Consider the following 14,592-nt stretch of genomic DNA (forward strand, 5'->3'; position numbering starts at 1 on the left):
AGATGCACACAAATGTAATTATTTTGTCTTAAATGACCCTAAAGTTGACTTTTTTTGTAATGCAATCCCTGTTATTAAACTTTAAATTTGTTTTTAATAATTTGTAATTTTATAAATATGAAAACAAAAATTTTCTTAAATCTTCCTGTAAAAGATTTAAATAAGTCGATATCATTTTTTAAACAGTTGGGTTTTTCGTTTGATTCAAAATTCACAAATGAAAAAGGTACTTGCCTGATAATTGGTGAAAATATATTTGCAATGCTTTTGTTAGAAGATTTTTTTAAAACATTTACTGAAAAACAAATTTGCGATACAACGACAAGTACAGAAATGATTGCCGCTATTTCTGTTGAGAGTAGAGATAAGGTTGACGAGATTATGATAGCAGTTGTCCAGGCTGGCGGTAAACAACACAATGAAGCCAAAGACTATGGCTGGATGTACCAAAGAGATTTTTTTGATTTGGACGGACATCATTGGGAGATTTTTTATATGGATGAAAGCCAGATTCCAACTGATCCGACTGAAATGTAATTAATTTAAATCGATAAAATGATAAAAGTTCAACATACAATAAATGCACCAATTGAAAAAGTCTGGAATTTATGGACATCGCCAGAGCACATTATGAAGTGGAATATTCCATTTTCAGATTGGCATACTCCATATGCAGAAAATGATTTGAAAGTGGGCGGAAAATTCAAATTTATAATGGAAGCAAAAGAGGGAAGCGATGGATTTGATTTTGAAGGAATATATACTAAAATAGAGAAATTTTCATGGATTGAATACCGACTTTTAGATGACAGAACCGCAAATGTTCATTTTGAAAATAATGGTACAGAAGTAAAACTTACTGAAACATTTGAACCAGAAACAAAAAATTCGAAAGAGATGCAAGAACAATTTTGCAGTGCTGTTATTCAGAATTTTAAAGAGTATGTTGAAAATTTCAAAGCGTAATTCAATTAATAAATAAACAGATAATGATCACAGTACAAAACACAATCAACACATCAATAGAGAAAGTTTGGAATTTCTGGACCTTGCCGGAACACATTACAAAATGGAGTTTTGCTTCGCCGGATTGGCATACACCTTTTGCAGAAAATGATTTGAGAGAAGGCGGAAAATTTAAATCGACTATGGCGGCAAAAGATGGCAGCATGAGTTTTGATTTTGAAGGAGAATATACTTTGGTAAAACAAAATGAAGCCATTGAATATGTTATGGCAGACGGAAGAAAGGTTGAAATAACTTTCAAAGAAACACCAAACGGAGTTGAAGTAATCGAAAGTTTTGACCCTGAAACACAAAACCCTGAAGAAATGCAACGCGGAGGCTGGCAGGCAATTTTGGATAATTTTAAAAGTTACGCAGAAGCTAATTAGTTTTAGGTTCAAAGGAGCAAAGTAACAGAGGTTCAAAGGCTTTGAAGAACTTTGTGTCTTAGTGTCTTCGTGCAAAAAAAATGTTTAACGAAAAACAGTAAAAAAATGACAAAACAAATTTGGCTGAATTTGCCGGTAAAAGAGGTAGCAAAATCAAAAGCTTTTTTTTCGAAAATAGGTTTTGATTTTAATGAAGAACATGATACGCCAAGTTCAACTTGTATGGTTGTTGGCGAAGGAAAATTTGTTGTAATGCTTTTTGAAGAGTCATTATTTGCCAGTTTTTCTCAAAACAAATTGACCGATACACAAACGAGTTCAGAAATTCTGATTTCGATTGATGCAGAAAGCAAAGAAGAAGTCGATGAATTGGCAAAAAAAGCAGCAGAAGCAGGAGGGAATGTTTTTGCTCTCCCAGCCGAAAGCCAAGGCTGGATGTATGGCTGTGCTTTTGCAGATTTAGACGGTCATCGCTGGAATGTTTTATATATGGATTTTAGTAAATTATCATAGTTATGGAAACAATTGAAACATTAGAATTTAAAATTAGAATCAAAGCTTCAGCAGAAAAAGTTTGGTCGGTTTTATGGAACGACGAAACGTATAAAAAATGGACAGGAGCTTTTTGCGAAGGATCTTACGCTGTAAGTGATTGGAATGAAGGAGATAAAATTCATTTCATGTCTCCAAACGGAGAAGGAATGAATAGTATTATCGAAAAGAAAATTCCAAATGAATATATGGCTTTTAAGCATTTAGGAGAAATAAAAGACTTTAAAGAATTGCCAATTGACGACGAAACTAAAAAATGGAGCGGCGCAATGGAAACCTATCGATTAACACCAGATGACGAGTTTGTTGATTTGGTTGCTCAGGTTGATGTAGTCGAAAAATATATTGATTATTTTAAAGAAGCTTTTCCAAAAGGATTGGAAACAGTTAAAGAGCTTTCTGAGAAATAGAGTCAAGAGAATAGAAGAAAGAAAATAGATTTATAACAAAAAACAAAAATATCATGGCAACATCAGTAAATCCTTATTTAATTTTTAACGGAAATTGCGAAGAAGCATTTCTATTTTACAAATCAGTTTTTGGAGGAGAATTTCCGTATATAGGAAAATTTAAAGACATGCCAAAAGACGAAAGCGGAAGCTGTCCTGAAGTATCAGAGAAAGATGCAAACAGAATAATGCACGTTTCATTACCAATTGGAAATACCATTTTAATGGGAAGTGACAGTAACGAACAATCTGGCGATGTCGTTTTTGGAGGAAATTTTTCAGTATCCATTAATGTTGAAAGTACTGCAGAAGCAGATAGAATTTTTAACGGACTTTCAGCTGGAGGAACAGTTTATATGCCAATGAATAAAACATTTTGGGGAGCTTATTTCGGAATGTTCAAAGACAAATTCGACGTAAGTTGGATGGTGAATTTTGATGAATCAGAACCACATAAAGAATATAATAGTTAAGTTATTTTGATAGCGGAACATATTTGTTAAATTAATTCAAAAAGCACATGTTTATGTGCTTTTTGTTTACAAAAAAACAAGCATTATTCTTTTTTATCAACAATAGATTGCCGATTTTTGTCGCTTCAAAACAATAAGCATAAAATGGCAATAGAAGATAAAGAAATTATTTTATTAAAAGTTTCAGGACACGATAAAATAGGAGTTACGGCAGGTTTAACAGCTGTATTGGCGACGTATGATGCTAATATTTTAGATATCGGACAGGCTGATATTCATGACACACTTTCTTTAGGAATTTTATTCGAAATCGAGGCAGGCTCAAGTTCTGCACCTGTTTTAAAAGACTTATTGTTTAAAGCTTACGAATTAGAAATAAAGGTAAAGTTTATTCCAATTTCTATTGAAGATTATGAAAAGTGGGTAAAATCACAATCAAAACAACGCTACATCATTAATATTTTAGGCGAAAAACTGGCAGCTTCACAATTAGCAGCAGTAACTAAAATTATGTCAGACCAAAACCTTAATATCGATTCAATTATTCGATTAACAGGCAGAACTTCTGTTGTTGATCTGGAAGAATATCCGCGTTCTTGTATCCAATTATCTGTAACTGGCGAGATTGTAGATAAGATTATGATGACAGCCAGTTTTATGGAGATTTCAAGAACTCTAAATGTCGATATTTCTTTCCAGGAAGACAATATTTACAGAAGAAACCGCCGTTTGGTTTGCTTCGATATGGATTCTACTTTAATACAGACAGAAGTAATCGACGAATTGGCAGAACTGAATGGAGTAGGCGATCAGGTAAGAGCAATCACCGAATCTGCAATGAATGGCGAAATTGATTTCAACGAAAGTTTCAAACAACGTATGGCTTTGCTTGAAGGTTTGAGTGAAGAAGTTTTGCAAAAAGTAGCAGAAAATTTACCAATAACACAAGGGGCACATCGTTTAATGAAAGCCTTAAAATATTACGGTTATAAAACCGCAATTCTATCAGGAGGATTCACCTATTTTGGAGAATATCTGCAAAAAGAATTAGGTATTGATTATGTTCATGCCAATCAACTAGAAATTAAAGACGGTAAACTAACCGGAAAATATATAGGCGATATTGTTGATGGTTTAAAGAAAGCCGAACACTTAAAAGCCATTGCAGAAAAAGAAGGTATTCACATCAACCAAACGATTGCAGTTGGTGACGGTGCAAACGATTTGCCAATGTTAAACTTAGCCGGCCTCGGAATCGCTTTCCACGCCAAACCAAAAGTAAAAGAAAGCGCTTCAACCTCGATTTCAAGTTTAGGACTTGACGGAGTTTTATATCTTTTAGGATATCATGACAGATATATCGATATGATGTAATTTCATTATTTTGTCATTTCGACAAAGGAGAAATCACACAAGAAACTCGACAATCAAAATAAAAAACAAAACCTTAGCTCTTTCTTTGAATTAAGGTTTTTTATGGGCATGTCCCGCCGAAAAAGGCGGGTCGGGCTATCCGTTCCAATCTTTTGTGTCTCGTTAAAGAAACGAGACACAAAAGGATTTCCACTTCTATCCCTCATGCGGTTTAGTGGAATTATCGTTTTTTAAATCACAAACGATTTAAACTATCTGATTTCTTTTGATTTCTCTATTTTTTTCAAGAGCTCATTTTCAGGTAAAGCAAATTTTAATGTTCTTTTATTAGATATAAAACCATAATCTTCAAACATTATCTCACAGCCATCTTCAATGTTTTCATCATATATTGGAATTAAATCTGCTATACCAACAAAAATCCATTCCATTTCAAGATTATCTGAGTTTATAAATTTGTATTCTCCAGATTTTCCAATATTAACGGCCTTATCATAAGCATTTTTTGAGTTTTCGGCTTTTATCAAATGAAAATTTCCCCAAGTTTTTACTCGTCGTAATTCTTGCTCTTCATTTTTTTTAACTGGTTCGCATTTTTCAATTATTTCAGCGATATACCAATTCTTGTTTTCATTAGATATTTTATCTTTATTATTCATTTTTAAGATATGACAAATAATTAGTGCCAATTCGTGAAATTCGTGACAAACTTAAAGCTACATCTCCTTCAACTGCTCCAAATAATCCCTCTGATTCGAAAGCCTCGGAATCTTATGTTGTCCGCCCAATTTATCTCTTTCCTTTAACCAATCATAAAATAAATTTTCACGCGCTACATTGATCACTAAAGGGTTTAATGTCATATTGTTTTGGCGCTTGGCTTCGTAATCTGAATTTAAAGTTTGTAAAGTTTCATCCAAAACCTTTTGGAAAAGACCAACATCAGCCGGTTTTTTCTTGAATTCGATCATCCATTCGTGAGCGCCTTTTTCTTTGTCCTGCATAAAAATAGGAGCAACGGTATAATCGATAACTTCAGTTTGGGTAACCTGACAAGCTTTGGCAATTGCCTGATCCGTATTTTCGACCATTAATTCTTCCCCAAAAACATTTATATGATGTTTGGTTCTTCCTGTAACTCTAATTCGATACGGATTTAAGGACGTAAAACGAACCGTGTCGCCAATCAAATAACGCCATAAACCAGAATTGGTCGTAATTACGATTGCATAGTTTTTGTTCAATTCAACATCGGCCAAACGAATTACTTTTTGATTTGGCGTATCAAAAGTTTCCATTGGAATAAATTCGTAGAAAATTCCGTAATCGAGCATTAGCAATAAATCACTGGAATTGTTTAAATCCTGAATCGCAAAAAATCCTTCAGAAGCATTGTATATTTCGTAATATTTAAAATCTTTGCTAGGCAGAATATTTTTGTATTGTTCTTTATAAGGAGAGAAACTCACGCCGCCATGAAAGTAAACTTCCAGATTTGGCCAAAGCTCCAGTAAGTTTCCTTTTCCTGTATCTTCTAAAACTTTATTCATTAAAACTAACATCCAGGAAGGAACGCCGGCAAAACTGGTCACGTTTTCAGTTTTAGTTTCATTTATAATGGCTGCAATTTTAGCTTCCCACTCGCTCATCAATGAAGTTTTGCTGCTTGGCGTGCTACTAAATTCAGCCCAAATAGGCATATTTTCAATTAAAATGGCTGATAAATCTCCGAAAAAAGTATTATTATTTTCGTAAATCTGAGAGCTTCCACCTAGACGAAGACTTTTCCCTAAAAACAATTCAGAGTCCTCATTATTGTTCAAATACAAACAAAGCAAATCCTTACTTCCTTTGTAATGACAATCTTCCAGAGCTTCGTTACTTACAGGAATAAATTTACTTTTGGCGTTGGTTGTTCCACTTGATTTAGCAAACCATTTAATTGGGGTTTCCCAAAAAACGCCCTGTTCTCCCTGACGTGTACGTTCAATTAAAGGTTGTAATTCTTCATACGTAGCAATTGGTACTCTTTCCGCAAATGTTTGGTAAGAATTTATAGAAGCAAAATCATATTTTCTTCCGATAACAGTATTTTCTGAGGAGGTCAATAAATTATGCAATAGCTCTTCCTGAACTTCATTCGGGTATTTTAGAAAAAGTTCTATTTGATGTATCCTTTGTTTTAGGACCCAGGATGCGAAAGAGTTGATAATAGATACGGGCATGAATAATTTTAGATTTTAGATTGTTAATTTTAGATAGCTGATTTTATGTTATTTTAAAAATCAAGAATTTAAAATTTGAATATCATTAGACAAAGATTAACTTTGCCTTTGTATCAAAAATAGTGTTTTTTTATAAAAAACAATTCTATTTGAAGTAAAGATTCCAGTTCTAAAGTGGAATTTTAACAATAAAAGTTCACTATCCTGAGTAAATCTAAAATCTAAAATCAGCAATCTAAAATACTATGCAATACCAAGGCGTGCTTACAAAAATGCAGACAGAAATCGGAAATCCTATTCAATATTATCTGGTTTTTGAAGATAGTTTTCTTAGTATGAACCAGTTATTGGATAAAGAAATCGAAATCAACTGTACAGGTTTTCAATGCTTGAATTGTAGCAAAAAGAAAAAAATCTACAGACAAGGTTTTTGTTATGATTGTTTTTATTCAAGTCCGGCTGTAGGCGATTGGATTATGAGACCAGAATTGAGTACAGCTCACTTAGGGATTGCTGATCGTGATTTAGCTTATGAAGAAAAGGTACAATTACAACCTCATATTGTTTATTTAGCGTTGTCAACGGAGATAAAAGTGGGAGTAACCCGCAAAACGCAAGTTCCAACCCGTTGGATTGATCAGGGCGCAACGCGTGCAATTGCTATTGTTGAGGTTCCAAATCGCTATTTAGCAGGAATTACCGAGGTTGCTCTTAAAAATCATTATACAGATAAAACAAACTGGAGAAAAATGCTTCAGGACACTGAAATTGCTTTCGACCTTATTGCTGAAAAAGCAAAAGTAGAAAGTTTACTTCCCTTACAAGTTCAGGAATATTTTTATACCAAAAGTGATGATCTATATGAGTTAAATTACCCGGTTTTAAATTACCCTTCCAAAATTGCCAGTTTAAATCTTGATAAAACGCCAACATTTAGTGGAAAGCTTGTTGGAATTAAAGGACAATATTTAATTTTCGAAGACGGAACTGTTTTTAATGTCCGTGGTTCTGAAGGTTATGTTGTTGACATAAACGTCTAGATTTAGTATCAAGTAGTCTAGATTAATTTGCTATTGGTCTAGTATATTTTTGTCTTTAAAATAGCTATTGTATTTTAAGTTTCGTAAAGTGGTTGAAATGTGAATGTTGAAACATTTACTTACAATATTGTAATAATTGCTTAACGAAAGATTTTAATTTTAAAAAAAAATTGAGCCTAATTTTGAACTAGTTCAATCGTTGGTTTTTTTTGAATTTAAAGGAAGATTTAATAATACTTTAGTTATTCAATAGATGGGTATTTTAAAAAAAATAAATGTTTTTAGACGCAGTTTAATGCGCAATGTTACTAAGAATATTGGTAAAGCAAGCTCACAAACCGATATTATTTTAGCAGATAAAACTGCCATAAAAAGAATCCTGATTTGTAGACCAAATGGAAGATTAGGAAATCTGTTATTGATTACTCCTCTCGTCCAGGAAGTCACAGAGATATTTCCAAATTGTAAAGTCGATTTGTTTGTTAAGGGAACATTAGCTCCAATAATTTTTGAAAATTATGAAAGCATCAATAAAGTAATTGATTTGCCTAAAAAACCATTTAAAAATTTACTGAAATACAGTAATGTCTGGATTTCGATAAAAAGGCAAAACTATGATATGGCGATCAATGTCGATCAAAATTCTTCATCAGGACGTTTGGCAGTTCAGTTTTCAAATGCTAAGTATAAATTTTATGGAGATTCAAATGAAGATACTTCTATAAAAAAGGATTATGAGCATATCGCAAAATATCCTGTCTATAATTTTCGTAATTATTTAACCAAACTTAGATTTCCAAAAAGCAACAAAATTATTCCTCCTTTAGATCTCAAATTATCATCCTCTGAAATAGTTAATGGTAAGAAAATTTTAAATGAACTGGTAAAGAATGAAAAAAGAACAATTTGCATATTTACTTATGCAACTGGAGATAAATGTTTATCAGAGGAATGGTGGGGAAAATTTTACACACAATTAATAGAAGAATATAAGAACTACAATATCATTGAAATTTTACCTGTAGAGAATGTTTCGCAAATCGGATTTAAAGCTCCAACATTTTATAGTAAAGACATTCGCGAAATAGGAGCTGTTATGGCCAATACTAATTTATTTATAGGCGCAGATAGTGGTATTATGCATTTGGCAAGTGCTGTACAAACCCCAACAATAGGATTGTTTTCTGTTTCAAACTTAAAAAAATATGAGCCTTATGACAATTGTAGTATTGGAATAGACATCAATTCATACACACAAAAAGATTATTTAAAAACTATAAATTCAATTTTGGATAATGGAAAATTAAACATTTATTCAAAAGCGATATAAGATATAAAGTAGAAATGAAAAAGGCATCCGACGCGTCGGATGCCTTTTTTTTATTTTAATTAATTTTTCTTCTTAAACAAACCATTCAATAAGTCACTTGCTTTTTTCGTCACTTCCTGAGTCTTTTGTTCTTTTTCTGTTTTTGCAGCTTGCGTTGTATCTTTTGCTTTAGTGTTTTTGTTAATCAAATCCGTAAGCGCCGACGCTCCTTTTTGAGTTAATTTCTCTTTTTGCTGATTAGCTACCTGAGAAGCTAAACTACTAACAGCACTTTTCATATCTGTTGAAACTTTTGGATTTGAAAAGTTTCCTGTAATCATCGCGTTAATCGGAATGTTTTGCAGTTTTGCCTGATCTGCCGGAGACATTTTAGCTAGAAATGCATTCGCTTCACTTCCTAAATATTTCGCCGGAACATCTAGTTTTAAGTTATAATTCATCGTTTGGTCAAAACCGTGAGTTCCTCCAACTGTGATCTTAATATCCTGATATTTGATGTCAAATGGTTTTACATTCACTTTTCCGTTATCAAAAGTTAGCGCCGCTTTAATGTCATTCAAATTCACCTTATTCATATCAATGAATTTAATGTTCGAACCTAAAGCGTTCAGTAAAGTTGAATTTTTAGAATTGATCGTAGTCGAAAGCAATTGCCCTAATAAATCTCCTGAAATTGATTTCAAGTCCGGAGTTAATTCATTAGCATCTAAATTTCCGTTTAATTTAATTGTAGAATTCAATTTTCCGTTGATGATTCCTGCTATTGGCGCAATCTTTTTCATCATCTCTAATTGAGTAAACGTCTGTGCAATATCAACTTGATTGAAACCTAAATTCATATCAAAAGTAGGAACTTTTTCTTTAGTAGAAACCGCTCCGGTTAAACCAATTGTTCCTCCAAAAATTGATGTTTTGAAGTTTTCTAAAAGTGCTTTTTCATCCTTAATAATCAACTTTCCTGAAACATCTTTTAGTTTTAAATTGTCATACAAAACAGTGTTTGCTTTTGCATTCAGAGTACAATTTAAGAAGGCCGGAATCTTCATGGCTTCTGTTGGTTTTGCTGCAGTTTTCTCTGTTGCAGGTTCACCTTCAGTCATAAAATCATCTACAGCCAATTGGTTAGAACTCATATTGAAATTCCCTCTCAATTCTTGTTTTTTAAACATAAAACCGTAGAAATTCTCTAAAACTCCATTAATAGCAATATCAGATTTTCCAGTAGTGGCATTAAATTGTTTTAAGTTGATTTTACTCGGATTGAATTCAACTAAAGCCGTACTAATGTTCATTGATTTATTGTTTTCATCAGTATATTTAAATCCTGATAAACTCATAGTTCCGGCATTTTTGATATTTTCATATTGGCTTTTTTCTACTGAAGCCATATCAAATTCTGTAGTAACATCTGCTTTTAAAATACCTGCCAAAGGTTTATCCATTTTAATTGGATATGCTTTTGAAAGGTTAGCTAAGTTGATAGTTCCTTTTAAAGCTGCATTTACATACGGATTTACCGTTATGTTTTTAATATTCGCTTTAGCGCTAAAAACATCCTGATCAATTCGGAATGAAAGTTTGTCTAAATTGACGTAGGTATCATTTAGAATTCCTGTTTCATTGATAATTTTGGTATCAATTACAATATTCTGAACTGATTTTGGTAAGTTCGGATATTGAAATGATGCATTATTAGAAGCAATAGCAATATTGAATTTAGGTACAGTAGTATCTGTTAATTCTCCTTTCGCAAAACCAGCTACAGTAAAGTCTCCGGTTGTTTTTACACCATCTAAACCAGAAGCATACGCAGAAGGAATTAATCCTAAGAAATTGGTAAAAGAAGAGGTCGGTGTTTTAAATTTCAAATCATAAATCTGACCGGCATCAACCATTTGAATAAAACCATCAAATTCTAAAGGCAGTTGATTGATTAAAGCTTTATTTTCTTTAAAAGTGTATTTACTTTTTTCTAAGTCAATTCCTAAAACAGCGTCTAAAGTCAATTTTACATTTTTCATGTAATTGATTTTATCCATATCCAATGATACTTTTGCTGTAGATTTTGTAGTTAAATCAAGTTTTGAATTGGTAAAATCTCCTGTTCCTTCGTGATTTAAACTGTCAATTACCATTTTTATTTTTGAACCCTGATCGATATATCTGAAAGTAAAATTTTCGATTTTGTAGTTCTGAATTTTTAAAGAAAGCGGTTTGCTTTTGTCGTCTTTTGTATCTTCTTTTTTGTCTTTCAAAGCAATATCAAAATTCCCGACACCGTCTTTATTGAAGATGATATTGATTAATCCATTTGTTGAGCTGATTCCCTGAATATTCAAAGGCTCTTCTTTTCCTTTAAAAATTTCTTTGATGCTCATTTTAAGATTCAATTCGCCCAATGAAACCAAAGTATCTCCTTCAAACGGAGCTTTGTTGATAATGACTAATTTTTCAATTCCAACTGTCGCATTCGGAAAGTTTTTAAACAAACTTAAATCGGCATCAGCAAAACTCACTTTGGCATCAACACTTTCATTGATTGCTTCTGAAATTTTTGCTTTAATCTGATCTTTAAAAAAATAAGGGATGGCAAATAATGCCACAACAAATACCACGAGAACAATGGCGGTAATCTTTAAAATTTTCTTAAGCATAATTATTATAGATTTGGGGGTTTACGTTGTTTTTAACTGGTTGTAAAAATAATTTTTTTTATATGAGTTTAGCAATAATTTTTTCATAAAAAAGTAGGAATACTTATACTTTTTGTTAAAATTAAAAAATCCGTTTGACTATATATCAAACGGATTTTTAATGATTTTATGATTTTCATTTATTTTTTAATGAATGAAATAATCTTAGTTGTCATGACTTCAGAAAGAGGTAAACTTTCGTTATTATAACTTTCTAAATTGGCTTGTTTGTCGCCTTCAACAATTTTCATGATATGATTCATTTTATCAACAATTAAAAGTTCGGCATTTTTATTTGCCTGAGATAAAGTTTCAGCATCTTTTACAGTTACCTGCAAATCATTGTTTCCCTGAACGATTAAAATAGGAACAGTCAGTTTTTTAATTTCTGCCTGCGGATTATATTTGAACCATGAAATCAAATAAGGCTGAATACTTGGTCTAAAAAGAGAATTAAGCATCGGATCTATTTTTTTAACCTGATTTCCGCTTTTCAAACTGTCAATAATCGGGAAAGTCATGTCCTCAATTTGTTTATTAGATTTTGATGCGATTTGCGTTTTAATAAGTTTATCGGCAGATTCTCCGGGACCAGCAATAGAAATAAATTTATTTGCTTTTGCGCCCGCAATCATTCCAATTAAAGAACCTTCGCTATGTCCGATAATAACAACTTCTGAAAAACGTTTGTCTTGTTTCAATAAATTAATCCAGCTTTTGGCATCTTCCGTATAATTCTCAAAAACCAAACTTTGTTCAGAAATGGCTGAAGCTTTACTTTCTCCAATTCCTCTTTTATCATATCGTAAGGAGGCGATTCCATTTTTTGCCAAAACTTCAGCCAACATTTTCAATGAATTGTTTTTCATCATTGGGTTATTTCCATTTCGGTCTGTTGGCCCGGAACCGGCAATAATCAAGGCAACGGGATATTTTTTTGTTAAATCGGGAGTAGTTAACGTTCCAAAAAGTTGGTCAGTATTAATTTTTAAAATTATCGGAGATTCTTTAAAAGTGACTACATTTTTATCCTGAGCGTGTACAATACTCAAAAATAAAACATTGACAAACAGCAATATCTTTTTCATCTTTTGAATGGAATTATTTAATGTTTATTCCGAATGGAAGCATAGCCTGAACGCCTTGTTGTCTCTGAAATCTTTTTACCTGTTCGATCAAAAGATAGTTTTCTTCGCCAATTTCTTCTTTTATAAAAGCTTCTTTAGATTGTGCAAATGGAAGATTTGACAAAAGATCACCAAATGTTTTTTCGTATTCCGGGTAATTTTGTGTGCTGTATGTTTTTATTTTTGCAATTCTTGCAGCTTCCGCAATAGCATCCTTTAGTCCTCCAATTTTATCTACCAAACCAATTTTAAGTGCTTCACTTCCAGACCAAACTCTTCCCTGAGCAATGGCATCTACTTGTGCAAATGTCATTTTTCGACCTTGAGCAACATGTGTAACAAAAGTGTTGTAAATGTGTTCAACTCCTTCAAGTGTAAAAGCTTTGAATTTTTCATCGACAGGAACAAACGGACTATAATTAGCCGAGTTCTCGTGTGTTTTTACTTGTTCTGTATTGATCCCTAATTTAGTGGCCAATGGAGAAAAGTTCGGTAGAATTCCAAATACTCCAATTGAACCTGTAATAGTGTTGCTTTCCGCAAAAATTTTATTAGCATTACAAGCAATATAATAACCACCTGAAGCGGCGTAATTACCCATAGAAACTACCACAGGTTTTACTTTTTTAGTAATTTCAATTTCTCTCCAGATCAAGTCAGAAGTTAAAGCACTTCCACCCGGACTGTCAATTCGAAGAACAATTGCTTTTACATCATCATTTTTTCTGGCTTCCTGCAACGAACGACGCATAGCACCTTCGCCAATGACGTTTACATCACCTTCTCCACCTGTAATTTCACCTTGCGCATAAATAATCGCAATCTGGTCGCTTGCTGTATTGGTTAAAGCAGTAGTAACATTATTTTGTGTATAATCTAAAATTGAAATTTTATTGTAATCGTCATCGCCCGTTACTTTTAAAGCTTTTTTGATAGCATTGTGATAAACATCTTCATAAGCAACAATATCTACTAAGCCTTCTTTTTTAGCCATTTCCGGAGTTCTTGCCAAAAGACCGTTAGCTATTTCATTTAATTTCGGAAGTGGAATATTTCGGCTTTTTGAGATATCGCTAGAAACAGTTGCCCAGATAGAGTTCAAAAGTGCAGTAACTTGTTCTCTGTTGGCATCGCTCATTTTGTTTTCTAAAAATGGTTCAACGGCACTTTTATATTTTCCATGACGAATCACTTCCATATGAATTCCTGATTTATCCTGAAAATCTTTGAAGAACATTACTTCAGATGAAAGTCCTTTAAAATCTAAATCTCCTGCTGGATTCAAATAAACGGTATTGGCAACGGAATTCAAATAATATTCTTTTTGAGAATAAGTATTGGCGTACGCCCAGACAAATTTTCCTGATTTTTTAAAACTTTCAAGTGCGTTTCTTAAGTCTTTATATTGAGCCAAACCTAAGGAAGATTCATCATTTAAGATCGAGATTCCTTTAATATTGTCATCTGTTTTTGCCGCTTCAATAGCGTTGATAACATCGCTTAAACCAATTCCTTTTTGTTCAGAAAAAACGGTTACCCAAGGGTCTTTATATTTTCCGGCATAATCATTTTGGATTTCTTTTAAATTCAATTCAATAACCGAATCACTTTTAACTGAAACCGTATCATCTCCGCCAAAAATAGCCCCAATAAGGATTACTCCAAAGAAGAATAACATAATGAATACAAAAATACCAATCACTGTGGCAATTACATTTCCTAAAAACTTCATAATTATATTTTTTTAATAAGTCGTGAAAAAGGTTGGTTTGTTACAAATATAATCTAAATGGTAAGTAAGTTTTATACATGATTTATAAAATAGTTGTAGTTTTCACATTTTTAAATTCTCTAAAATAAAGATATGTTATTTTTAGATCATGTGCGTTTTTTTAGCAAAGGTTCTATGGAAAAAAGATAAAAAAGGAGTTTGAA

The 14,592-nt window shown here is 32.5% G+C and carries 14 protein-coding genes; 9 read left to right on the forward strand and 5 right to left on the reverse strand.

The features are described from left to right. Positions 1-117 precede the first annotated feature (117 nt). The 7 genes from AC1RRN_RS07330 (at position 118) to serB (ending at position 4,242) form a co-directional block, all read left to right on the forward strand. Positions 118-537, forward strand: a complete 420-nt coding sequence (locus AC1RRN_RS07330; RefSeq protein WP_492966681.1) for a VOC family protein — start codon at positions 118-120, stop codon at positions 535-537. A gap of 18 nt (positions 538-555) precedes the next feature. Further along, positions 556-966 carry an SRPBCC domain-containing protein gene (locus AC1RRN_RS07335; protein WP_492966682.1) on the forward strand — a complete coding sequence of 137 codons (411 nt, stop codon included), beginning with the start codon at positions 556-558 and terminating at the stop codon, positions 964-966. Between the two features lie 23 nt (positions 967-989). Then, positions 990-1,394: an SRPBCC family protein gene (locus AC1RRN_RS07340; protein WP_492966683.1), complete on the forward strand. Its 405-nt coding sequence runs from the start codon at positions 990-992 to the stop codon at positions 1,392-1,394. Positions 1,395-1,499: 105 nt separating this feature from the next. Continuing rightward, positions 1,500-1,907, forward strand: a complete 408-nt coding sequence (locus AC1RRN_RS07345) for a VOC family protein (RefSeq protein WP_492966684.1) — start codon at positions 1,500-1,502, stop codon at positions 1,905-1,907. 2 nt (positions 1,908-1,909) lie between these two features. Next, positions 1,910-2,356, forward strand: a complete 447-nt coding sequence (locus AC1RRN_RS07350; RefSeq protein ID WP_492966685.1) for an SRPBCC domain-containing protein — start codon at positions 1,910-1,912, stop codon at positions 2,354-2,356. Between the two features lie 53 nt (positions 2,357-2,409). Beyond that, positions 2,410-2,868, forward strand: coding sequence for a VOC family protein (locus AC1RRN_RS07355; RefSeq protein ID WP_492966686.1), 459 nt, complete (start codon positions 2,410-2,412; stop codon positions 2,866-2,868). 144 nt (positions 2,869-3,012) lie between these two features. After that, the gene (gene serB, locus AC1RRN_RS07360; protein WP_492966687.1) at positions 3,013-4,242 is read left to right on the forward strand and encodes a phosphoserine phosphatase SerB; all 1,230 of its coding nucleotides are present in this window, start codon (positions 3,013-3,015) and stop codon (positions 4,240-4,242) included. A 251-nt stretch (positions 4,243-4,493) separates the two neighbouring features. Here the strand turns inward: serB and AC1RRN_RS07365 are convergent, their stop codons facing one another. Together AC1RRN_RS07365 and AC1RRN_RS07370 are read right to left on the reverse strand one after the other, a co-directional pair. Then, complete coding sequence (locus AC1RRN_RS07365; protein WP_492966688.1) at positions 4,494-4,901, reverse strand: DUF4288 domain-containing protein; 408 nt, start codon at positions 4,899-4,901, stop codon at positions 4,494-4,496. 57 nt (positions 4,902-4,958) lie between these two features. Continuing rightward, the gene (locus AC1RRN_RS07370; protein ID WP_492966689.1) at positions 4,959-6,467 is read right to left on the reverse strand and encodes a GH3 auxin-responsive promoter family protein; all 1,509 of its coding nucleotides are present in this window, start codon (positions 6,465-6,467) and stop codon (positions 4,959-4,961) included. 245 nt (positions 6,468-6,712) lie between these two features. On the opposite strand from AC1RRN_RS07370, the gene AC1RRN_RS07375 reads away from it, so the two are divergent. Together AC1RRN_RS07375 and AC1RRN_RS07380 are read left to right on the forward strand one after the other, a co-directional pair. Then, a complete protein-coding gene (locus tag AC1RRN_RS07375) occupies positions 6,713-7,507 on the forward strand; it encodes a DUF2797 domain-containing protein (protein ID WP_492966690.1) in 795 nt (264 codons plus the stop codon). Between the two features lie 253 nt (positions 7,508-7,760). Continuing rightward, on the forward strand, positions 7,761-8,837 hold the full coding sequence (locus AC1RRN_RS07380) for a glycosyltransferase family 9 protein (protein ID WP_492966691.1): 1,077 nt from the start codon (positions 7,761-7,763) through the stop codon (positions 8,835-8,837). Positions 8,838-8,896: 59 nt separating this feature from the next. Here AC1RRN_RS07380 and AC1RRN_RS07385 read toward each other — a convergent pair whose 3' ends face one another. From AC1RRN_RS07385 to sppA, 3 genes are all read right to left on the reverse strand, one after another. After that, on the reverse strand, positions 8,897-11,491 hold the full coding sequence (locus AC1RRN_RS07385) for an AsmA family protein (protein WP_492966692.1): 2,595 nt from the start codon (positions 11,489-11,491) through the stop codon (positions 8,897-8,899). 179 nt (positions 11,492-11,670) lie between these two features. Next, positions 11,671-12,618, reverse strand: a complete 948-nt coding sequence (locus AC1RRN_RS07390; protein WP_492966693.1) for an alpha/beta hydrolase — start codon at positions 12,616-12,618, stop codon at positions 11,671-11,673. 13 nt (positions 12,619-12,631) lie between these two features. Continuing rightward, the gene (gene sppA / locus AC1RRN_RS07395; protein WP_492966694.1) at positions 12,632-14,389 is read right to left on the reverse strand and encodes a signal peptide peptidase SppA; all 1,758 of its coding nucleotides are present in this window, start codon (positions 14,387-14,389) and stop codon (positions 12,632-12,634) included. Between the last annotated feature and the right edge of the window lie 203 nt (positions 14,390-14,592).

The organism is Flavobacterium sp. GW821-FHT11G01, from assembly GCF_058808175.1.